Annotated in this window: 21 protein-coding genes; 8 read left to right on the top strand and 13 right to left on the bottom strand. The window is 73.0% G+C overall.

Going from position 1 to position 19,561, the window contains the following annotated elements; all coding sequences use genetic code 11:
• The first annotated feature begins 33 nt into the window (after positions 1-33).
• From ACFYYJ_RS34250 to ACFYYJ_RS34240, 3 genes are all read left to right on the top strand, one after another.
• Entirely contained in the window at positions 34-1,185 is a 1,152-nt protein-coding gene (locus ACFYYJ_RS34250; RefSeq protein WP_385363942.1) for an acyl-CoA dehydrogenase family protein, read from the top strand.
• Positions 1,186-1,266: 81 nt separating this feature from the next.
• Entirely contained in the window at positions 1,267-1,575 is a 309-nt protein-coding gene (locus tag ACFYYJ_RS34245) for a YiaA/YiaB family inner membrane protein (RefSeq protein ID WP_385129047.1), read from the top strand.
• A 60-nt stretch (positions 1,576-1,635) separates the two neighbouring features.
• Positions 1,636-2,274 (top strand): TetR/AcrR family transcriptional regulator, encoded by a 639-nt coding sequence (locus tag ACFYYJ_RS34240; protein ID WP_385129048.1) that lies wholly within the window; start codon positions 1,636-1,638, stop codon positions 2,272-2,274.
• Between the two features lie 33 nt (positions 2,275-2,307).
• Here ACFYYJ_RS34240 and ACFYYJ_RS34235 read toward each other — a convergent pair whose 3' ends face one another.
• A complete protein-coding gene (locus ACFYYJ_RS34235) occupies positions 2,308-2,769 on the bottom strand; it encodes a MaoC family dehydratase (RefSeq protein ID WP_376655927.1) in 462 nt (153 codons plus the stop codon).
• Between the two features lie 106 nt (positions 2,770-2,875).
• On the opposite strand from ACFYYJ_RS34235, the gene soxR reads away from it, so the two are divergent.
• Entirely contained in the window at positions 2,876-3,319 is a 444-nt protein-coding gene (gene soxR / locus ACFYYJ_RS34230; protein ID WP_385129049.1) for a redox-sensitive transcriptional activator SoxR, read from the top strand.
• 93 nt (positions 3,320-3,412) lie between these two features.
• On the opposite strand, the gene ACFYYJ_RS34225 is transcribed toward soxR, so the two are convergent.
• The 4 genes from ACFYYJ_RS34225 to ACFYYJ_RS34210 form a co-directional block, all read right to left on the bottom strand.
• Positions 3,413-4,165: a 3-keto-5-aminohexanoate cleavage protein gene (locus ACFYYJ_RS34225; RefSeq protein WP_389138151.1), complete on the bottom strand. Its 753-nt coding sequence runs from the start codon at positions 4,163-4,165 to the stop codon at positions 3,413-3,415.
• Between the two features lie 26 nt (positions 4,166-4,191).
• Positions 4,192-4,785 carry a hypothetical protein gene (locus ACFYYJ_RS34220; RefSeq protein ID WP_385129050.1) on the bottom strand — a complete coding sequence of 198 codons (594 nt, stop codon included), beginning with the start codon at positions 4,783-4,785 and terminating at the stop codon, positions 4,192-4,194.
• 100 nt (positions 4,786-4,885) lie between these two features.
• Positions 4,886-6,262 carry a serine-threonine protein kinase gene (locus ACFYYJ_RS34215; RefSeq protein WP_389138056.1) on the bottom strand — a complete coding sequence of 459 codons (1,377 nt, stop codon included), beginning with the start codon at positions 6,260-6,262 and terminating at the stop codon, positions 4,886-4,888.
• A gap of 125 nt (positions 6,263-6,387) precedes the next feature.
• Positions 6,388-7,623 (bottom strand): exo-beta-N-acetylmuramidase NamZ domain-containing protein, encoded by a 1,236-nt coding sequence (locus ACFYYJ_RS34210; protein WP_389138055.1) that lies wholly within the window; start codon positions 7,621-7,623, stop codon positions 6,388-6,390.
• A gap of 98 nt (positions 7,624-7,721) precedes the next feature.
• Between ACFYYJ_RS34210 and ACFYYJ_RS34205 the strand changes: the two genes are divergently transcribed.
• Genes ACFYYJ_RS34205 through ACFYYJ_RS34195 form a run of 3 tightly spaced genes read left to right on the top strand, consistent with a single transcriptional unit; the run spans position 7,722 to position 10,996 of the window.
• Entirely contained in the window at positions 7,722-8,486 is a 765-nt protein-coding gene (locus ACFYYJ_RS34205; protein WP_385129054.1) for an SDR family oxidoreductase, read from the top strand.
• Positions 8,471-10,339, top strand: a complete 1,869-nt coding sequence (locus ACFYYJ_RS34200) for a class I adenylate-forming enzyme family protein (protein WP_389138053.1) — start codon at positions 8,471-8,473, stop codon at positions 10,337-10,339. Before ACFYYJ_RS34205 ends, ACFYYJ_RS34200 begins: the two co-directional genes overlap by 16 nt.
• 48 nt (positions 10,340-10,387) lie before the next feature.
• Complete coding sequence (locus tag ACFYYJ_RS34195) at positions 10,388-10,996, top strand: TetR/AcrR family transcriptional regulator (RefSeq protein ID WP_384585310.1); 609 nt, start codon at positions 10,388-10,390, stop codon at positions 10,994-10,996.
• A gap of 70 nt (positions 10,997-11,066) precedes the next feature.
• On the opposite strand, the gene ACFYYJ_RS34190 is transcribed toward ACFYYJ_RS34195, so the two are convergent.
• The 8 genes from ACFYYJ_RS34190 to ACFYYJ_RS34155 all read right to left on the bottom strand — a co-directional run bounded on the left by ACFYYJ_RS34190 (position 11,067) and on the right by ACFYYJ_RS34155 (position 17,532).
• Entirely contained in the window at positions 11,067-12,266 is a 1,200-nt protein-coding gene (locus ACFYYJ_RS34190) for a S8 family serine peptidase (RefSeq protein ID WP_385364259.1), read from the bottom strand.
• 189 nt (positions 12,267-12,455) lie between these two features.
• Positions 12,456-13,703 (bottom strand): acyl-CoA dehydrogenase family protein, encoded by a 1,248-nt coding sequence (locus tag ACFYYJ_RS34185; protein WP_389138050.1) that lies wholly within the window; start codon positions 13,701-13,703, stop codon positions 12,456-12,458.
• A gap of 13 nt (positions 13,704-13,716) precedes the next feature.
• Positions 13,717-14,769: a phosphotransferase family protein gene (locus ACFYYJ_RS34180; protein WP_389138048.1), complete on the bottom strand. Its 1,053-nt coding sequence runs from the start codon at positions 14,767-14,769 to the stop codon at positions 13,717-13,719.
• Between the two features lie 112 nt (positions 14,770-14,881).
• Positions 14,882-15,793: an MBL fold metallo-hydrolase gene (locus tag ACFYYJ_RS34175; protein WP_389138046.1), complete on the bottom strand. Its 912-nt coding sequence runs from the start codon at positions 15,791-15,793 to the stop codon at positions 14,882-14,884.
• Between the two features lie 77 nt (positions 15,794-15,870).
• A complete protein-coding gene (locus tag ACFYYJ_RS34170; RefSeq protein WP_385129061.1) occupies positions 15,871-16,167 on the bottom strand; it encodes a hypothetical protein in 297 nt (98 codons plus the stop codon).
• A gap of 92 nt (positions 16,168-16,259) precedes the next feature.
• Positions 16,260-16,580 (bottom strand): DUF202 domain-containing protein, encoded by a 321-nt coding sequence (locus ACFYYJ_RS34165; protein WP_389138044.1) that lies wholly within the window; start codon positions 16,578-16,580, stop codon positions 16,260-16,262.
• 4 nt (positions 16,581-16,584) lie between these two features.
• Positions 16,585-16,980, bottom strand: coding sequence for a YidH family protein (locus ACFYYJ_RS34160; protein ID WP_385129063.1), 396 nt, complete (start codon positions 16,978-16,980; stop codon positions 16,585-16,587).
• 21 nt (positions 16,981-17,001) lie between these two features.
• Positions 17,002-17,532, bottom strand: coding sequence for an NUDIX hydrolase (locus ACFYYJ_RS34155; RefSeq protein ID WP_389138042.1), 531 nt, complete (start codon positions 17,530-17,532; stop codon positions 17,002-17,004).
• 82 nt (positions 17,533-17,614) lie between these two features.
• Here ACFYYJ_RS34155 and ACFYYJ_RS34150 point away from each other — a divergent pair, with 82 nt between their 5' ends.
• Positions 17,615-19,270, top strand: coding sequence for an FAD-binding dehydrogenase (locus tag ACFYYJ_RS34150; protein ID WP_389138040.1), 1,656 nt, complete (start codon positions 17,615-17,617; stop codon positions 19,268-19,270).
• Positions 19,271-19,561: the final 291 nt, after the last annotated feature.

The following is a 19,561-nucleotide window of genomic DNA, read 5'->3' as shown; positions in this document are numbered from 1 at the left end:
GCGGACGACCCACGACACACCCGGAGGTGCCCGGTGGACATGGAGCTGAGCGAGGAGCAGGCGGCCGTACGCAGGCTCGCCCGCGCGTTCACCGAGCGCGAGGTGGTCCCGTACGCCGCCGACTGGGACCGCGCCGAAAGCGTGGACCGGGCCATCGTGAAGAAGCTCGGCGCCCTCGGATTCCTCGGCCTGACCGTCCCCGAGGAGTACGGCGGCTCCGGCGGTGACCACCTCGCCTACGTGCTGGTCACCGAGGAACTCGGCCGCGGCGACTCCTCCGTGCGCGGCATCGTCTCCGTCTCCCTCGGCCTCGTCGCCAAGACCATCGCCGCCTGGGGGACGGAGGAGCAGAAGAACGACTGGCTGCCCCGGCTCTGCTCCGGCGACGCCCTCGGCTGCTTCGGCCTGACGGAGCCCGGCACCGGCTCCGACGCCGGCAACCTCACCACCCGCGCCGTGCGCGACGGGGACTCGTACGTGATCAGCGGCGGCAAGACCTTCATCACCAACGGCACCTGGGCCGACGTGGTCCTGCTCTTCGCCCGCACCAACGACGAGCCGGGCCACCGCGGGGTCTCCGCCTTCCTCGTGCCCGCCGACGCCCCCGGCCTCGCCCGCCGCGAGATCCACGGCAAGCTCGGGCTGCGCGGCCAGGCCACCGCCGAACTCGCCCTCGACGGCGTCCGCGTGCCCGCCTCCGCGATGCTCGGCCCCGAGGGCAAGGGCTTCTCGGTCGCCATGTCCGCGCTGGCCAAGGGCCGGATGTCGGTCGCCGCCGGATGCGTCGGCATCGCGCAGGCCGCCCTCGACGCCGCCGTCTCCTACGCCGCCCGGCGCGAGCAGTTCGGCAAGCCGATCGCCCACCACCAACTGGTCCAGGAGCTGATCGCCGACATCTCGGTCGACGTGGACGCGGCCCGACTGCTGACCTGGCGGGTCGCCGACCTCATCGACCGCGGGCAGCCCTTCGCCACCGAGTCCTCCACCGCCAAGCTCTTCGCCTCCGAGGCCGCCGTGCGCGCCGCGAGCAACGCCCTCCAGGTCCACGGTGGTTACGGCTACATCGACGAGTACCCGGCCGGCAAACTGCTGCGCGACGCCCGCGTGATGACCCTGTACGAAGGCACGAGCCAGATCCAGAAACTCCTCATCGGCCGCGCGCGCACGGGGGTTTCCGCCTTCTGAGCCCCTTCTGAGCCCCTTCTGAGTACGTAGGTGAGTACGCGCACCCATGTGTCCGCGCCGTCCCCGCCCGAAGCTGGACCCATGAACGAGACACCGGTCAAGCAGCAGAACACGGGGGCCTTCTACGCCCAGGCCGTCGCCTCCTTCGGCGTCGCCACCGCCGCCGTGGCGCTGGGGATCTACAACCTGGACACCAACGCCTGGGTCCGCTCCTTCCTCGGCATCGCGGTGCTCTACCTGACGACCTCCGCCTTCACCCTCGCCAAGGTGATCCGCGACCGTCAGGAGGTCGGTCAGATCGTCAGCCGGGTCGACCAGGCCCGGATGGAGAAGCTCATGACGAACTACGACCCCTTCGCTCCGAAGCAGCCCAACGCCCAGGATCGCTAAGCGCTTGCTCACCCTCCGGTAAGGTGTTCATTCCTACAAGGCGAAGAGGGTGAGCGAGCGATGGACAGCGCGGAAACCGGCGGCTACCGGCCGTGGTCGGAGGTCACCCCCGACGCGGCGAGGCGGCTGCTCGTGGCCGCCGTCGACGCCTTCGCCGAGCGCGGCTACCACGCGACCACCACACGCGACATCGCCGGCCGTGCCGGGATGAGCCCGGCCGCGCTCTACATCCACTACAAGACCAAGGAAGAGCTGCTCCACCGGATCAGCCGGATCGGCCACGACAAGGCGCTGGAGATCCTGACCTCGGCCGCCGAGGGCCCCGGATCCGCGGCGGAGCGGCTCGACGCGGCCGTGCGCTCCTTCGTGGGGTGGCACGCGGCGCACCACACCACCGCGCGCGTGGTCCAGTACGAGCTCGACGCTCTCGCTCCGGAGCACCGATCCGAAATCGTGGCACTGCGCCGGGAGAGCGACGCCGCCGTGCGCCGCATCCTGGCCGACGGCGTCACGACGGGGGAGTTCGACGTCCCGGACGTGCCCGGCACCACCCTCGCCGTGCTCTCGCTGTGCATCGACGTGGCCCGCTGGTTCAGCGCGGCCGGACACCGCACGCCCGAAGAGGTCGGCGCGCTCTACGCCGACCTCGTGCTCCGCATGGTGGGCGCGAGCCCCGCGGCCCCCGCCCGGAAGCAGTGAAGCAGTGAAGCGCTGAAGTGGTCCCGGCGCGGTTCAGAAGTAGTAGCGGGACACCGACTCCGCCACGCACACCGGCTTGTCGCCGCCCTCCCGCTCGACCGTGACCGTCGCCGTGACCTGCACGCCGCCGCCCGCCTCCGTGACCTCCGTGATCACGGCGGTGGAGCGCAGCCGCGAACCGACGGGCACCGGCGCCGGGAAACGGACCTTGTTCGTCCCGTAGTTGATGCCCATCCGCATGCCCTCGACGCGCATGATCTGCGGCACCAGGCTCGGCAGCAGGGACAGGGTCAGGTAGCCGTGCGCGATGGTGGAGCCGAAGGGGCCGTCCGCCGCCCGCTCCGGGTCCACGTGGATCCACTGGTGATCGCCCGTGGCGTCGGCGAAGAGGTCGATCCGCTTCTGGTCCACCTCCAGCCAGCCGCTCGGGCCGAGCGGCTCGCCGATCCCGGCGCGCAGCTCCTCGGCGGACGTGAAGACCCTCGGCTCGGCCATGCCCTTGCTCCTACCTGTCGGTGCACATGAACAGACGAATAAGCGTTTGCTCAGCATGCTGGGACCGTATGTGTATGTCAACGGACCTCCGACTACGCTCGGCCGGGTGCCGCAGATTCCCGAGAACGTCCACGAACTCACCGTCGGCCAGCTGTCCGCCCGCAGCGGCGTCGCCGTCTCCGCACTCCACTTCTACGAGACCAAGGGCCTGATCAGCAGCCGCCGTACCAGCGGAAACCAGCGCCGCTACACCCGAGACGCCCTGCGCCGCGTCGCCTTCGTACGCGCCGCCCAGCGCGTGGGCATCCCCCTCGCCCACATCCGCGAGGCACTGGCCCAACTCCCCGAGGAGCGCACCCCCAACCGCGAGGACTGGGCCCGCCTCTCGGAGGCCTGGCGCAAGGAACTCGACGAGCGCATCCACCGGCTCGCCCGCCTGCGCGACCACCTGACGGACTGCATCGGCTGCGGCTGCCTCTCGATGAAGACCTGCGCACTGTCCAACCCGGACGACGTCATAGGCGACCGCGTCACCGGATCCCGGCTCTAGAACGGCGCGCCCGCCCCCGGGTCCCGCTCTGGACAGGGCGCGCCCGCCCCCGGGTCCCGCTGTGGACGGGCGCGCCCGGCCCACGCTCCCGCTCTAGACCCGTACGGCCGGCCCCGGGTCCGTCGCGTCGCGCAGCACCGCGCGGGCCGCCGCCACCAGTTCCGCGTTCGACCGGGCCGGCCGCCCGTCCGGCAGGTGCAGTACGTCGCCCACGCCCGTCCGCGCACCCGTCCCGCACCGCCCCGCCAGCCGCAGTACCGGCCACGCCGCGGCCTCCCGCCCGAACAGCACCACGGCCACCGGGGGCAGCCCGCGCAACCCGGCCACCAGCGACGGATCGGCCGACGGCAGCTCCGCCACCAGCCGCACCCGGCCCGGCTCGCGCACCGGCCAGGCCAGGAACCGGGCCATCGGATCCGGATCGGTCGGCCCGGCCGCCCCACCCAGCGGCACCACCGCGTCCACCGCCACACCCCGGCCCAGCAGGGCCTCCGCCAGCTCCCGCGCCCCCGGCTCCGCGAAGCGCACCACCGCCCGGTCCGGCAGCACCGTCCACGAGCGCACCCGCTCCAGCCGCTCGACGGCACCGGGCCCGGCCCCGACGCCCGCCGGCACCACCAGGGGTACGCCGACCCCCGCGCCCCGCAGCTCCTCCAGCAGCGGCCCCACCACCCTGGGCGAGAGGCTCTCCCGCCCGCACGGGGTCCGCGGGTGCACCAGCACCTCCCCGGCCCCCGCGGCGACCGCCGCCAGCGCCGAATCCGCTAGATCGGCCGGGGACATGGGCACGGCAGGACCGTCCGAGGCGCTCCGAGCACCGTTCACCGACGCCAGCAGCACCGGCATGACCGGCAGCCCCGGCAGGGCCGTTCTCACGCGGCCCCCGCCCGGACCGCCGCCGAGGGAGCCTCCGCCAGCGCCGGTCTGGGCACCACGATCCCGCAGCCCGCGCACAGCGGCCCGTCCCACGCCCAGGCCCCTTCCCACGAGCCGACCCGGACCACCGCGGGCCAGCGCAGCTCGCTGTCCCCGCAGACCGGGCACCCCGTACCCGGCTCCGACTCCAGTGCCCTCACCAGACGACGCAGCACCTCACCCAGCGTCCCCTCCGGCCGCACCCCCGGATCCGCGCACCGCACCACCGCGTCCCCGCTGCCGCCCCACGCCCACTCCGGCCGGCGCAGCCCGTCGTGCTTCTCCCGGCGGCGCCGCTCCGCGAACTGCCGCTCGTACTCCAGCCACACGGCCCGCGCGTCCTCCAGCTCCTCCAGCGCCGCCACCAGCCGCAGCGGATCGGCCCCCCGGTCCTCGGGGGCGATCCCGTGCCGGTCGCACAGGTGCCACCACGTGGCCCGGTGCCCGTACGGCGCGAACCGCTCCAGACAGCGGCGCAGCGAATGGCGCCGCAGCGCCCGGTCGTTGCGCGCGTCGCGCACCTGGTAGGCCAGACTCCGGAAACCCGCCATCACACTTTCACCTCCACCTGCACCGATGTGCCCAACATGCCCGGCGGACAGCGGGCGCATGCAGGGCGGACGAGGCGTGCGGGTGGCACATGGCCGGAACTCAGCGCCCCATGCGCCCCGCGTTGACCACGAGTTCGGCCAGCTCGGCGTGGCAGATGTCGCTGTGCGCCCCCGAAGGGGCCCCGCCTCGCCGCACCACGGAACCGGCGTCCACGCTCACGCAGCCCGACGTCGGCAACCCGTCGCGCAGGGCCGCGTCCAGGGACAGCCTCGGCGCGCCCGGTACCGCCTGCACCCCGTCGTGCCCGAGCGCGCCCCACCGTTCGTCGAAACCCAACAGACCGGCCGAATCCCCGGCCATCCGGGAGGCCAGCGGGTAGAACACCTTCAGGGCCGAGTCGTACGGGGAATGGCAGGCGAGCACCGGTCCGTCCACCCGGCGCTGGAGCCCGCCCAGGGCGCCCCCGCGCCCCCTGTCGTGCGGCAGCCGGTCGCAGAACGCGTAATGGGAGAAGGCCCCCTGGAGCAGGGTCAGCGACGTGACGTACCGGGCGCCGTCCGGCACCGCGCGCAGCGAGAACGAGACCAGGCGGGCCCCGAAGCTGTGCCCGATCAGGTGGATCCGCAGGGCGGGGCGGGCCGCCGCCAGCTCCGCCAGTACCGGCCCCAGGCCCCGCTCGCCGACCACCCCCGCCCGCTTCTTCATCTGGTAGTACGAGGCCTGCCGCAGCAGCTCCTTGGCTCCGCCCCACAACCCGCGCAATCCGCCGCCGAGGGTCGACCCCAGCCCTTCCCCCGGACCCAGGGGCGGCCCGCCCGCCTCGACCAGCGCGAGCGCGAGGGCCCGGCACACCTCCACGGCGTCGTCCGTGAACAGGGCCGGGACCGCCCCGGGCGCGGCGGCCGACCCCCCGTCCGCTCCGGAGAGCCGCCGTACGAGCGCCCCGAACTCGGCGAACGCCGCCTCCGACTCCGGCCGCTCCTCCAGCAGCTCCGCGACCCGGTCCAGCTCCGCGCCGCGCCCCGGCCAGAACCTGCCGAGCGCCTGACGGGTGGCGGGGTCGAGCGCCGTACCGAAGCCGGGTTCCGCGAGGGCGCCGGGCGGGTCGAAGTCCGGAATCGGCTCGTCGGAGAAGCGGATCGAGGGCCATACGACCCCCACGTACCCCAGCCGCACCCCCGACCCCACCAGCCCCGGGAAAGGGGCGAAGAACCGGTCGTAGAGCCGGGTCGCCGTGGACCGGTCGCTGTTCCAGCCGTGCGCGAAGACCAGCAGGTCCGTGGCCTCCATCCGCTGGACCGGCCCGTACGTGGCCCGGTCCAGGTCCCCTTCGGAGTCGAAGGTCAGCTCCGCGTACGGCCCGACGCCGATCCCCGCCCCGGACCCCGCCCCGGACCCCGCCCCGACCCCTGCCCCGATCCCGGCCACGTTCTGCGCCCCGATCCCCGCCCCGGTCCCGGCCACGTTCTGCGCCATGAGGTCCCCTCCGAACCGTGCATCCGCGCAGCCGTGCCTCCGCACGTCCGCGAACGCCGTTGGATCCCGCCGGGTCCAGCATCCTGCCGCCGTCCCCGCCCGGCCAGACCCGTGACACCACCGGCTCAGCCGTAGAGCAGGTACTTCCCGCGCACGGCCTCGAACCGGGCCAACCCCGCAGCCCAGTCGCCCGCGATCTCCTCCACCCCGGCCCCCGCGTCCACCATCGTCCGCACCCGGTCCGAGCCGGTCAGCCTGTCGATCCAGTGGTCCTCGCGCCAGCCGAAGCCGCTCCAGACCCGGCGCGCGGTCACCAGCAGCCCGATCCCGGCCCGGACCGGGTCGAAGACCTCCCGGTCGTGCACGATCAGCCGGACCCCGCCGCACGTCTTCCCCACGTGCTTGGAGAAGGACGGCGTGAAGTACGCCTCCCGGAACCACACGCCCGCCAACCCCAGCGCGTTCGCCGCCTCCGCCCAGCGCCGGTCGATCCCCTCCGCGCCCACCACCTCGAACGGCGTGGTCGTCCCGCGGCCCTCGGAGAGGTTCGTCCCCTCGAACAGGCAGGTGCCGGCGTACGCGAGGGCCGTGTCCGGAGTCGGCATGTTCGGGCTCGGCGGCACCCAGGGCAGTCCCGTCTCCCCGAAGAAGGAGCCCCGGCGCCAGCCGGACATCGCCACCGTCCGCAGCCTGACCGGATCGGCGCCCAGGAACTCGCCGTTGAAGAGCAGCGCCAGCTCGGCCACCGTCATCCCGTGCGCGAGCGCGATCGGCTCCCGCCCCACGAAACTCGCCTGCGCGCGCTCCAGCACCGGCCCCGCCGCCCGCCGGCCGCCCACCGGATTGGGCCGGTCCAGCACCACCATCGACTTGCCCGCGAGGGCGGCCGCGCGCATGCAGTCGTACAAGGTCCAGATGTAGGTGTAGAAGCGAGCCCCGACGTCCTGGATGTCGAAGACGACGGTGTCCACCCCGGACGCCCTGAACACCTCCGCCAGCCGCTCCCCGCTCTTGTCGTACGTGTCGTAAACGGGCAGCCCGGTCGCCGGATCGCGCCCGGCGCCCTCCGAACCGCCCGCCTGGGCCGTGCCCCGGAAACCGTGCTCGGGCCCGAACACCGCGACCAGGTCCACCGCTGCTTCCGCGTGCAGTACGTCGACCAGATGGCGGGCGTCGGCGGTGATGCCGGTGGGGTTGGTGACCACCCCCACCTTCTGCCCGGCCAGCAGGCCGTACCCGTCCGCGGCGAGCCGCTCGAACCCGGTGCGCACCCGCTCCGCCCGGGGCGCGGCCGCCCCGATCGCCCCCGCGGCCCCGGCCGCCCCCGCCAGTCCCAGCAGCCCCCGTCGCGACAGACTCATGCCGTCACGCTAGGCGTCGGCCCCCTTCCGCCACGACATACCGACCGGTTAGTCTGCCCGGCACCGGCAGTCGGCGTCCGTCCCCGAAGGGTGATCCCGTGAGCGCGTACCAGGACCAGCGAGTCGTCGTCACCGGCGCGGGCGGCGGCATCGGCGCCGCCCTCGCCCACCGCTTCGCGGCCGAGGGCGCCACGGTGGTGGTCAACGACCTCGACCCCGCCAAGGCCGCCGCGGTGGCCGACGAGATCGGCGGACGGGCCGTGGCGGTCCCCGGCGACGCCTCGGCGATCGTGGCCGAGGCGCGCGAGGCGCTGGGCGGGACGATCGACGTCTACTGCGCCAACGCCGGACTCGCCTCCGGCGGCGACGCGTTCGCCGACGAGGCCGTGTGGGAGGCGGCCTGGGACGTCAACGTCATGGCACACGTCCGCGCGGCCCGCCTGCTGCTGCCGCACTGGCTGGAGCGCGGGAGCGGCCGCTTCGTCTCCACCGTCTCGGCCGCGGGACTGCTGACCATGATCGGAGCGGCCCCGTACAGTGTCACCAAGCACGGTGCTCTCGCCTTCGCCGAATGGCTCTCGCTGACCTACCGCCACCGCGGCGTCCAGGTCCACGCCATCTGCCCGCAGGGAGTGCGCACCGACATGCTGACCGCCGCGGGCTCGGCGGGCGAACTCGTCCTCGCGCCGACCGCGATCGAGCCGGACGCGGTCGCGGACGCACTGTTCGACGGCATGGAGAAGGGCCGGTTCTTGATCCTCCCGCACCCCGAGGTGGCGGACTTCCACACCGCGCGTGCCACCGACCCGGACCGCTGGCTGAGCGGTATGAACCATCTCCAGCGCAAGTGGGAATCCAGGTGAACTCCGGCTCCCGTTCCGGCTCCCGCTACGCGGCCAAGCCGTGGCTCGGCCTGCTCAGCGCGGCGCAGCGGGCCCCCCTCGCGGCGCCGCCCACCGTGCTGCACGCCTTCCGGGAGGCCGTGGCCCGGGCCCCCGAGCGGACCGCGCTGGCCTACTTCGACGGCCGGATCGGCTACGCGCAGGCCGACGCGCTCTCCGACTCGATCGCCGGCCGCCTCGCGGCGGAGGGCGTTCGGCGGGGGGACCGGGTCGCGGTCATGCTCCAGAACACCCCGCACTTCGTGCTCGCCGTACTCGCCGCCTGGAAGGCGGGGGCGGTGGTCGTCCCGCTCAATCCGATGTACAAGTCCGCCGAGGTCGGGCACGTGCTGCGCGACTCGGGGGCGGGTGTGCTGGTGTGCGAGGCGGGTGCGTGGCAGGCGTACCTGCGGGGGGCGGTGCGGGGGAGCGGTGTGCGGGTCGTCCTGACGGCCCGGGACACGGACCACCAGACCCGCAACGACCCCCGCGTCTTCCCCGGCCCGGCCGGGGGGTCCCGCCGCGCGGAGCCGTCCCCTACCCGCCCTTCCACCGTTCCCGCCTCCGACGCCGCCGCGGCTCCGACCGCCCCGGGGCTCCGCCCCGCCCCCCGTTCCCAGGGGCTACGCCCCCGGACCCCCGCGCCTCGAACGCCGGCGGGGCCGGGCGACGCTCAGGCGCCGTTGGACCCGCCGGCGGCTCGGGAGCCCTTGGTGCTGGACCTGTTCGGCGTGGCGCGGGAGCGGCGGGGCGGGCCCGCCGACCCGGGGTTGAGCGGGGACGACATCGCCCTCATCGGCTACACCTCCGGCACCAGCGGCACCCCCAAGGGCGCCATGAACCCGCACGGCGCGCTCATGCACAACGCCGCCCGCCAGGTCGCCGGCCACCCCCTGCCCGAGGGCGCCGCCTACTTCGCCCTCGCCCCGCTCTTCCACATCACCGGCATGGTCTGCGAGCTCGCCGCCTGCTTCGCCAACGCCGGCACCCTCGTCCTCGCCCACCGGTTCGAGGCCGGAGCCGTCCTCGACGCCTTCCTCGAACACCGTCCCGCCTACACCGTCGGCCCCGCGACCGCCTTCATGGCCCTCGCCGCCCACCCCGCCGTCACCCGCGACCACTTCGCCTCGTTCCAGGTGATCTCCTCCGGCGGAGCACCCCTCCCGCCCGCGCTCGTCGAGCGCCTGCGCGCCGCCTTCGGGTTCTACCTCCGCAACGGCTACGGCCTCACCGAGACCACCGCCGCCTCCGCCTCCGTGCCCGTGCACCTCGAAGCCCCCGTCGACCCGGCCTCCGGCACCCTCTCCGTGGGCCTGCCCGGGGCCGACACCGTCGTCCGCGTCCTGGACGAGCAGGGCGCGGAGGTCCCCTTCGGCGAGACCGGGGAGATCGTGGTCCGCGGACCCCAGGTCGTCCGCGGCTACTGGGGTCTGCCCGCCGAGACCGCGGAGGCCTTCCCCGGGGGCGAGTTGCGCACCGGTGACGTCGGGTTCATGGACGAGGACGGCTGGCTCTACGTCGTCGACCGCAAGAAGGACATGATCAACGCCTCCGGCTTCAAGGTCTGGCCGCGCGAGGTCGAGGACGTGCTCTACGCGCACCCCGCGGTCCGCGAGGCGGCCGTGGTCGGCGTCCCGGACCCGTACCGCGGGGAGGACGTCAAGGCGTACGTCAGCCTGCGTCCGGGAGCCTCGGCGGCACCGGAGGAACTCGCCGCCCACTGCGCCGAGCGCCTGGCCGCGTACAAGTACCCGCGTCAGGTCGAGATCCTGCCTGTTCTTCCGAAGACGACCAGTGGCAAGATCCTGCGACGAGAACTGCGCGACCGAGGCTGAAAAGAGTCGGACGGTCGTACGAAGGACTGGGAAGGGAAGGTCAGCGCCATGGCGGCTGCCAAGACGACGGAGCCCGAGGGCACGCACGAAGCGCCGGTACCGCAGCGGCTGCTGGCCGTCGCCACACGGCTGTTCGCCGAGCGCGGCTACGACCGCACCTCGGTCCAGGAGATCGTCGAGGCGGCCGGGGTCACCAAGGGCGCGCTCTACCACTACTTCGGGTCCAAGGACGATCTGCTGCACGAGGTGTACGCGCGGATGCTGCGCACCCAGCAGCAGCGGCTCGACGCGGTGGCCGCTTCCGACGCGCCCGTCGAGGAACGGCTGCGGGCGGCGGCCGCCGACGTGGTGGTCACCACCATCGAGAACCTCGACGACGCGATGATCTTCTTCCGGTCGATGCACCAGCTCAGCCCGGAGAAGTACAAGCAGGTACGGGCCGAGCGCCGCCGCTACCACGAGCGGTTCCGGGCCCTGGTCGAGGAGGGCCAGCGCACCGGGGTGTTCTCCACCGCCACCCCCGCGGACCTGGTGGTGGACTACCACTTCGGGTCCGTCCACCACCTGTCCACCTGGTACCGGGCGGACGGTCCGCTCACGCCGCAGCAGGTCGCCGATCACCTCGCCGACCTGCTGCTGCGCGCCCTGCGTCCCTAGATCACCCGATCACCGGATCACCGGATCACCGGATCCCCCCAAGTCCTCGGATCCCCGGATCGCCGGATGCCTACGGGGCGACCTTCAGGAGCTTGTTCGGCGTTCCCGCCGAGGGGTTGGTCACCGCGCCGCTCGTGGCCGCGGCCGTCAGCGCCGCGGCCGTCTGGGCCGGGGTCGCGTTCGGGTGCCCGCCCAGGTAGACCGCAGCGGCCCCCACCACGTGCGGGGTGGCCATCGAGGTGCCCGAGATGGTCTTCGTACCGGTGTCGCTGTCGTTCCAGGCGGACGTGATGTCCGAGCCCGGCGCGTACAGGTCCACCACCGAGCCGAAGTTGGAGAACGAGGACTGCTGGTCGTCGATGGTGCTCGACGCCACCGTGATCGCCTCCGGGACCCGCGACGGCGAGCCCTGCCCGGCGTCCGCCGACTCGTTGCCCGCCGCCACGGCGAAGGTGACGCCCGAGGCGATGGCCCGGCGCACCGCCTCGTCGAGCGCCTCGTCGGCGCCGCCGCCCAGGCTCATGTTGGCCACCGAGGGCCCCGAGTGGTGCTGGGTGACCCAGTCGATCCCGGCGACCACCTGCTCGGTCGTCCCGGAGCCGTTGTCGTCCAGCACCCGCACCGCGACCAGCTTCGCCTTCTTGGCGACGCCGTGCGAGGTCCCCGCTATGGTGCCCGCGACGTGCGTGCCGTGGCCGTTGCCGTCGTCGGCCTTGTCGTCGTTGTCCACCGCGTCGAAGCCGGACGTGGCGCGGCCGCCGAAGTCCTTGTGGGTCGTGCGGATGCCGGTGTCGATGACGTACGCCGTCACGCCCTCGCCGGCGCCGTCGGGGTAGCTGTACTTCTTGTCGCCCGCCTTGGCGGTCTGGTCGATCCGGTCCAGACCCCATGAAGGCGGGTTGTCCTGGGTGGCGTTGATGGTGAACTTCTTGTTCTGCACGACCTTGCCGACGGCCGGGTCCGCGGCGAGCCGCTTGGCCTCGGTCTCGCTCAGGCCCGCGGCCGAGAAGCCGTTGACCCCCGAGCTGTAGGTGCGCTTCAGCTCGCCGCCGTACTTCTTGGCCAGCTTTTCCTTGTTCGCGGATGCGTCGAGTATGACGACGTAGCTACCGCTGATCGCACCGGGTGCGCCCAGTCCGTACACCGTTCCCTCGGCCGGTGTCGCCGCCCCGGCTAAGGGGCTGGCGATCAGGGCCGCGGCGGCCGCCGCTGCGGCTCCCGTGCCGATCGCCGCGTACCGGAAAGTGCGCGAGCGCTTGTGAGTTGCCATATGGAGAGTTCTCCTCATGCTGACGTGTGGGGCGTCAAACCTTCTGGAGAACCCTGTTCCGATTGACAGGCGCAAATCAAGAACGTACCGGCGGTTCGGGGTTGTTCAACAAGGTTTCTCAAAGGGCTCCCCGCACCGCCTTCACGTCGTACATGGGTTCGCACGAACTCCCGCACGATTCCCACACGTTCAGGAGGGGGCGGCGTATCCCTTCAGCTCCCGGCGGGCCAGCGAGCGCTGGTGGACCTCGTCCGGACCGTCCGCCAGCCGCAGCGTCCTCGCCGCCGCCCACAGTTCGGCCAGTGGGAAGTCCTGGCTCACCCCGCCCGCGCCGTGCAACTGCACCGCGTCGTCCAGGATCCGCACCACCGCCCGCGGAGTCGCGATCTTGATGGCCTGGATCTCGGTGTGCGCGCCCCGGTTCCCCGCCGTGTCCATCAGCCAGGCCGTCTTCAGCACCAGCAGCCGCAGCTGCTCCACCGTCACCCGGGCGTCCGCGATCCAGTTCTGGACGACGCCCTGCGCGGCCAGCGGCTTGCCGAAGGCCGTACGTCCCACCGCGCGCCTGCACATCAGCTCGATGGCCCGCTCCGCCATGCCGATCAGCCGCATGCAGTGGTGGATGCGGCCCGGGCCGAGCCGGGCCTGGGCGATGGCGAAGCCGGTGCCCTCCTCGCCGATCAGGTTCGCCGCCGGGACCCGGACCCCGTCGAAGACCACCTCCGCGTGACCGCCGTGGTCGTGGTCCTCGTACCCGTACACCGTCATCGCCCGCCGCACCTCCACCCCCGGGGTGTCGCGCGGGACCAGGATCATCGACTGCTGACGGCGCGGATCGGCGCCCTCCGGATCGGTCTTGCCCATGACGATGAAGATCTTGCAGTCCGGGTTCATGGCGCCGGAGATGAACCACTTCCGGCCGGTGATCACGTACTCGGACCCGTCCGCCGACCGCTCGATCCGGGTCTCGATGTTCGTCGCGTCCGACGAGGCCACCTCGGGCTCGGTCATCGCGAACGCGGACCGGATCTCCCCGGCCAGCAGCGGCTCCAGCCACTGCTTCTTCTGCTCCTCGTTCCCGAACTGCGCGAGCAGCTCCATGTTCCCGGTGTCCGGCGCCGCGCAGTTGGTCGCCATCGGCGCCAGGTGCGGGCTGCGGCCGGTGATCTCGGCGAGCGGGGCGTACTGGAGATTGGTCAGCCCGGCGCCGTACTCGCCATCGGGAAGGCTGTGCTGGTCTACAAAGAAAAGGTTCCAGAGGCCCTGACGGCGCGCCTCGGCCTTCAGTTCACCGAACACGGCCGGGGTGTCCCAGGGCGAGGCCAGCCGTGCGCGCTGCTCGGCGGCGACGGGCTCCGCCGGGTAGACGTACTCCTCCATGAACGCGAGCAGCCGCCCGCGGAGTTCCTCGGTCCGGGCGTCGAATGCGAAGTCCATGCTGATCGGCTCCTCAGCCTTGCTGCGGTTCGTGGAGGGTGGTCAGTCCGTGCTCGATGAAGACCGGCACCAGCTCGCCGATCCGGTCGAAGCCCGCCCCGACGGTCTGCCCGAGCGTGTAGCGGTAGTGGATGCCTTCGAGGATCACCGCGAGCTTGAACCAGGCGAAGGCCGTGTACCAGGCGATGGCACCGGTGTCGCGGCCGGACCGCGCGGCGTACCGCTCGATCAGCTCGGCGGGCGTCGGATGCCCCGGCGCCCCGCTGGTCGTACTGACCGGCGACTCGGTCAGGCCCAGGTCCGAGCTGTACATCACCAGCAGCCCGAGATCGGTCAGCGGATCCCCGAGCGTGGACATCTCCCAGTCCAGCACCGCCCGGATCGTGTCGTCCGGACCGCCGATCAGCACGTTGTCCAGCCGGAAGTCCCCGTGCACCACGGTCGGCGCGGGGGAGTCGGGCAGCGCCCGCCCCAGCGCGCCGTGCAGCTCGTCGATCCCCGCGAGCTCCCGCCCCCGCGAGGCCGCGAGCTGCTTGCCCCAGCGGCGAAGCTGCCGGTCGAGGAAGCCCTCCGGCCGGCCGAAGTCGCCCAGACCCACCGCCCCCGGGTCCACGGCGTGGAGCTCGACCAGGGTGTCGACCAGGCCCAGCACCGCGCGCCGGGTGCGCTCCGGCCCGATCGCGGCGAGCTGCCCGGCCGTCCGGTACGGCACCCCGTCCACGTACTCCATCACGTAGAACGGCGCCCCCAGCACCGACTCGTCCTCGCACAGCAGCAGCGGCTCCGGCACCGGGACCGCCGTGCCGTGCAGCGCCGCGATGACCCGGTGCTCGCGCCGCATGTCGTGCGCGGTGGCCAGCACGTGCCCGAGCGGAGGGCGGCGCACCACCCAGCGGGAGCTCCCGTCGGTGACCTCGTACGTGAGGTTCGAGCGGCCGCCCTCGATCAACCGGCCGCGCAGCGCCCCGGCCACCAGGCCCGGTCGCGCCCGATCGAGATGACCGCGCAGCCGCTCCAGATTCAGGCCTCGCGGATCGGTCGGCGCCGAGGCCGATGCTGACGTCATGCTGCGCACCTCCGTGCGGAGTAGGCGACGGGTGTCCGTGGGCCATCATGCCGACCAGTCGGTATGTCGTCCAGAGCGCGGGCTGAAAGAACCCCGGCCGCGTGACCGCGGGTCAGGCGTGGCAGAGGATCGGCGTCCCGCCGTTCATCACCGTCATGTCCCGCAGCACCGCCAGGATGTCCAGCGGGACCCCCTCCGGCTCCCCGGCCAGTTCCGAATACGCCCGGTGCAGGTTCGCCACCAGCCGCTCGCTCTCCCGCCAGGAGGCGAACTCGCCGAGGTCGGCCTGCCGCGCGACCTCCAGCGGGGTGAGTCCCTCGTCCCGGCCCTCCCGCGCGAGTTCGGCCACGTACCGCAGATAGCGCTCGGTGGACTCGTACGCCGACGGGTCGGTCAGCGGGCCGTGTCCCGGCACCACCGTCTCCGCGTCCAGGGAGCGCAGCATCTCCAGCGCCCGGAGCGAACCGGCCAGCGAGCCCATCGCCAGGAAGGGGGTGCCCTCGGCGAAGACCAGGTCCCCGGTGAACACCACCCGCCGCCCGGGCAGCCACACGATCGAGTCCCCGGTGGTGTGCGCGACGCCGGGGTGGATCACCCGCACCTCCGTCTCGCCGAGGTGCAGGGTCGTCCGGTCGCCGTACGTCAGGTCGGGCGCGGTGATCTCTATCGCGCCGAAGTCCGTCGTGGGCCAGATCATCTCCAGCTGGTGCCCGGCGGCGAGCTGCTCGGCCCGGGCGTTCTCGTGCCCGAGTATCAGCGCCTCGGGCGCGAACACGCCGTTGCCGTAGGTGTGGTCGCCGTGGTGGTGGGTGTTCACCACCGTGCGGGGGAGCGGCACCCCGGTCGACACGATCGCCTCGCGCAGGGCCAGGGCGCGCCGCTCGGTGGCGGCGGTGTCGACGAGGAGGGTGCGTCCGCCGTCGCTCACGAAACCGGCGTTGTTGAGGCACCAGCCCCCGTCCGGCTGCACGTAGGCGTACACCCCCGGAGCGGGCTGGACGAGGTACGGAACGTCGGCGGTCATCTGCGGTCTCCCCGGGTCGCGTTGACGGGCGCCTCGCATCCTGTCAGTCGCCGCCGGCCCCGGGGAGGGCGGGTGGGTCAGTGGTCGTCGTAGTGCCCGTCGTGCACGGCGTGCCGGTGGCCGTCGTGCAGGTAGTCGACGTGGTCCCCGTGCTGCACCGTCTCGTGCCCGCAGTCCGCGCCGTGGGCGTGGTCGTGGCCCTCGTGGGCGGTGTGGGATGTGGTCTCGCACTCGTCCCAGTGGCCGGAGTGCTCCCGGTGGAGGTGACCGTCGTGCGCGTAGTCGACGTGGTCGCCGTGCCGGACCGCCCGGTGGCCGCAGCCGGCGCCGTGCGCGTGCTCGTGTGTGGCGTGTTCCTGGTGCAGGGTCGTCATGGCGCCGAGGCTAGTGGGGATCGTCCCGGTTCATCCCGTCAAGCCCGTTGTGTCGCGGTGGTGCGAGGAAGCCCGATCATCCGACGTGACGATCAGGTGATCACGGCCATCGCGAACAGGGCGAGCGCCACGGTGCACGCGACCGCGGCCACCGCCGCCCGCGGTGCGAGGGTCCGCGGCGGGTGCGCCGCCAGCGCACGGATGCGCCGGTGCGCGACCCACAGGAACAGCAGCCAGACGAGCGCGATCACCGACACCCCGGCCAGTTCCACGGGCGTACCGGTCCCGCGCAGCGCCGCCCGCAGGGCCAGCACCGCCACGACCGAGGAGGCCAGCGTCGTACGCCGCCAGGCGAGCCGGGTCCGCTCCGGCTGGAGGCCCGCGTCGTGCCCCTCGCCGTACCTGCCGCTCACGCACTCACCGCTTGGTCCAGCCCAGCAGCACGACCACCACCATCGCCAGCGCCACCAGCCCCACGCCCACGCTCAGCACCACCGGGAACCGGGACAGCGGCAGGTCGTCGCCCCGCCGCATCGCCCGCTCGCACCGCACCCAGTGGTTCACCGCGCGCAGGGCGCACGCGGCCCCCACCGCGAGCAGCGCCAGCGCCATCCCGACCCGCACCCCCCACCGCAGGTCCGGGAGGAACTGGTCGACCGCGAAACCGCCGCCGACCAGGGCCAGGGCGGTGCGGATCCAGGCCAGGAAGGTCCGTTCGTTGGCCAGCGAGAAGCGGTAGTCGGGGGTCTCGCCCTCGTCCCTCAGCTTCGAGGGTGCGAACCACAGGCGCACGTCCTTGACGAAGTCGATCACCCGCCCAATGTACGGGGCGCGCTACGCGCCGCGCCGCCGGTACTCCGCCAGCCTGCGGTACGCCTCCAGCCCGTCCGGCACCCAGGGCCACTCGCCCCCGGCGACCCGCCGGGCCAGATCGTCCTCGGTCAGGAAGGCGTGCCAGGCGACCTCGGACTCCTGAGGCCGCACGACCCCCTCGCACCGCACCTCGTGCACGTACGACCACCAGGCCCCGCCCGGGCCCTCGTACAGGAACTTGAACAGCGGCTCCGGCTGCGGCAGCCCGCTCACGCCCAGCTCCTCCTCGGCCTCGCGCAGCGCGGCCTGCGCGTAGCCCTCGCCGGCGCCCAGCACCCCGCCCACGAACATGTCGTAGTACGAGGGGAAGACCAGCTTCGACGCGGTCCGCCGGTGCACGAAGACCCGGCCCTCCGCGTCCCTGGCCAGCACGAACACACAGCGGTGGATCAACCCCTCCGCGTACACCTCGCCCCGCCGGGCCCGCCCGACGACCCGGTCGTCCCGGTCCACCACGTCCAGTACCTCGTCAGCAGCACTCACAGGAGTCATCCAACCACCGCTGTTGACTGGTTACCGCTCCGTAGCCAAGGATCTGCCCCACCACCGACGTCAGGACGGGACGGGTACACGCATGACGTACGACGCAGACGTGATCGTGATCGGAGCCGGGCTCGCGGGCCTCGCGGCGACCGCGGAGCTCGTCGACGCGGGCCGCAAGGTCATCCTGCTCGACCAGGAGCCGGAGCAGTCCATAGGGGGCCAGGCGCACTGGTCCTTCGGCGGACTGTTCTTCGTGGACTCGCCCGAACAGCGCCGGATGCGGATCAAGGACAACCGGGACCTCGCCTTCCAGGACTGGATGGGCACCGCCGGCTTCGACCGCGAGGAGGACGTCTGGGCCCGCCGCTGGGCCGAGGCGTACGTGGACTTCGCGGCCGGTGAGAAGCGGCCCTGGCTGCACGCGCAGGGGGTCCGCTTCTTCCCCGTCGTCGGCTGGGCGGAGCGCGGCGGCTACGACGCCAACGGCCACGGGAACTCCGTCCCCCGCTTCCACATCACCTGGGGCACCGGCCCCGGCCTCGTCGAACCGTTCGAGCGGCGGGTCCGGGCCGGGGTGGCCCGAGGCCTGGTCCGGCTGAAGTTCCGCCACCGGGTCACCGGCCTGGCCGCCACGGCCGGCGCGGTGGACACGGTCACGGGCGAGATCCTGGAGCCCTCGACCGCCGTACGGGGCACCGCCAGCAGCCGCGAGACCGCCGGGACCTTCTCCCTGCGGGCCCAGGCCGTGATCGTGACCAGCGGTGGCATCGGCGGCAACCACGACCTCGTCCGCGCGCAGTGGCCCACCCGGCTCGGCACCCCGCCGGCCCGGATGCTCTCCGGGGTCCCGGCGCACGTGGACGGCCTGATGCTCGGCATCGCGGAGGCGGCGGGCGCGAGCCACGTCAACAAGGACCGGATGTGGCACTACACCGAGGGCATCGAGAACTGGAACCCGATCTGGGCCCGGCACGGCATCCGCATCCTGCCCGGCCCGTCCTCCCTCTGGCTGGACGCGACGGGCAAGCGGCTGCCCGTACCGCTCTTCCCGGGCTTCGACACCCTCGGCACCCTCGACCACATCATGAAGACCGGGCACGACCACACCTGGTTCGTCCTCAACCAGCGCATCATCGGCAAGGAGTTCGGGCTCTCCGGCTCCGAACAGAACCCCGACCTGACGGGCAAGTCGGTCCGCGACGTCATCGACCGCGCCCGGCAGGCCGTGCCCGGCCCGGTCAAGGCCTTCATGGACAACGGCGCCGACTTCGTCGTGGAGCGGGACCCGTCCGCGCTGGTGCGCGGCATGAACGCGGTGACCAAGGAGGACCTCCTCGACGAGGCCGTCGTCCGCGACCAGATCGTGGCGCGCGACCGGGAGATCGCCAACCCCTTCACCAAGGACCTCCAGGTGATGTCGATCCACGGGGCCCGCAAGTACCTCGGCGACAAGCTGATCCGTACGGCGGCCCCGCACCGGATCCTGGACCCCAAGGCCGGGCCGCTGATCGCGGTACGGCTGTCCATCCTGACCCGCAAGTCCCTGGGCGGCCTCCAGACCGACCTCTCCTCCCGCGTCCTGACCCCGTCAGGTGAACCGCTCCCCGGCGTCTACGCGGCGGGCGAGGCGGCGGGCTTCGGCGGCGGCGGGGTCCACGGCTACCGCGCGCTGGAGGGCACGTTCCTGGGCGGCTGCCTCTTCTCGGGCCGAGCCGCGGGTCGCGCGGCTGCCGCCGCCACATCCTGAGCCCCCGCCGTGCCGGGGGCTCCGCCCCCGAACCCCCGCGCCTCAAACGCCGGCGGGGCTGGATGTGGCTGCTGCCGCCCGCACCGTTCAGCCCGTCCGGCGTTTGAGGACCGGGGTCCGGAGCCCCGGGGAACGGTGGAAGGGCGGGTAGGGGACCCGCTCCGCGCAGCGGCACCCCTGGCCCGGGCGGCACCGGGGGCCGTCGGGGCCGGGCGCGCGCCGGGGCACCTCCTCGGGCGTCGAACGGGAAGCGGCAGCGGACATGCAAGACGTGGTGCGTTCGACGCCCTG

This window comes from Streptomyces sp. NPDC002467, assembly GCF_042889825.1.
In the GTDB taxonomy this organism is placed as follows: domain Bacteria; phylum Actinomycetota; class Actinomycetes; order Streptomycetales; family Streptomycetaceae; genus Streptomyces.
Note: the sequence above shows the minus strand (reverse complement) of the source record. Positions and strands in the feature narration are given on the sequence as shown.

Excerpts from the sequence above, each read along its gene's own strand:
- ACFYYJ_RS34235 (WP_376655927.1), bottom strand. The coding sequence starts at position 2,769 with ATGGCCGAGCCGAGGGTCTTCACGTCCGCCGAGGAGCTGCGCGCCGGG.
- ACFYYJ_RS34215 (WP_389138056.1), bottom strand. The coding sequence starts at position 6,262 with ATGGCGCAGAACGTGGCCGGGACCGGGGCGGGGATCGGGGCGCAGAAC.
- ACFYYJ_RS34180 (WP_389138048.1), bottom strand. The coding sequence starts at position 14,769 with ATGACGTCAGCATCGGCCTCGGCGCCGACCGATCCGCGAGGCCTGAAT.
- ACFYYJ_RS34175 (WP_389138046.1), bottom strand. The coding sequence starts at position 15,793 with ATGACCGCCGACGTTCCGTACCTCGTCCAGCCCGCTCCGGGGGTGTAC.
- ACFYYJ_RS34195 (WP_384585310.1), top strand. The coding sequence starts at position 10,388 with ATGGCGGCTGCCAAGACGACGGAGCCCGAGGGCACGCACGAAGCGCCG.
- ACFYYJ_RS34245 (WP_385129047.1), top strand. The coding sequence starts at position 1,267 with ATGAACGAGACACCGGTCAAGCAGCAGAACACGGGGGCCTTCTACGCC.
- ACFYYJ_RS34190 (WP_385364259.1), bottom strand. The coding sequence starts at position 12,266 with ATGGCAACTCACAAGCGCTCGCGCACTTTCCGGTACGCGGCGATCGGC.
- ACFYYJ_RS34150 (WP_389138040.1), top strand. The coding sequence starts at position 17,615 with ATGACGTACGACGCAGACGTGATCGTGATCGGAGCCGGGCTCGCGGGC.
- ACFYYJ_RS34170 (WP_385129061.1), bottom strand. The coding sequence starts at position 16,167 with ATGACGACCCTGCACCAGGAACACGCCACACACGAGCACGCGCACGGC.
- ACFYYJ_RS34210 (WP_389138055.1), bottom strand. The coding sequence starts at position 7,623 with ATGAGTCTGTCGCGACGGGGGCTGCTGGGACTGGCGGGGGCGGCCGGG.
- ACFYYJ_RS34225 (WP_389138151.1), bottom strand. The coding sequence starts at position 4,165 with ATGCCGGTGCTGCTGGCGTCGGTGAACGGTGCTCGGAGCGCCTCGGAC.
- ACFYYJ_RS34240 (WP_385129048.1), top strand. The coding sequence starts at position 1,636 with ATGGACAGCGCGGAAACCGGCGGCTACCGGCCGTGGTCGGAGGTCACC.
- ACFYYJ_RS34155 (WP_389138042.1), bottom strand. The coding sequence starts at position 17,532 with ATGACTCCTGTGAGTGCTGCTGACGAGGTACTGGACGTGGTGGACCGG.
- ACFYYJ_RS34185 (WP_389138050.1), bottom strand. The coding sequence starts at position 13,703 with ATGGACTTCGCATTCGACGCCCGGACCGAGGAACTCCGCGGGCGGCTG.
- ACFYYJ_RS34220 (WP_385129050.1), bottom strand. The coding sequence starts at position 4,785 with ATGGCGGGTTTCCGGAGTCTGGCCTACCAGGTGCGCGACGCGCGCAAC.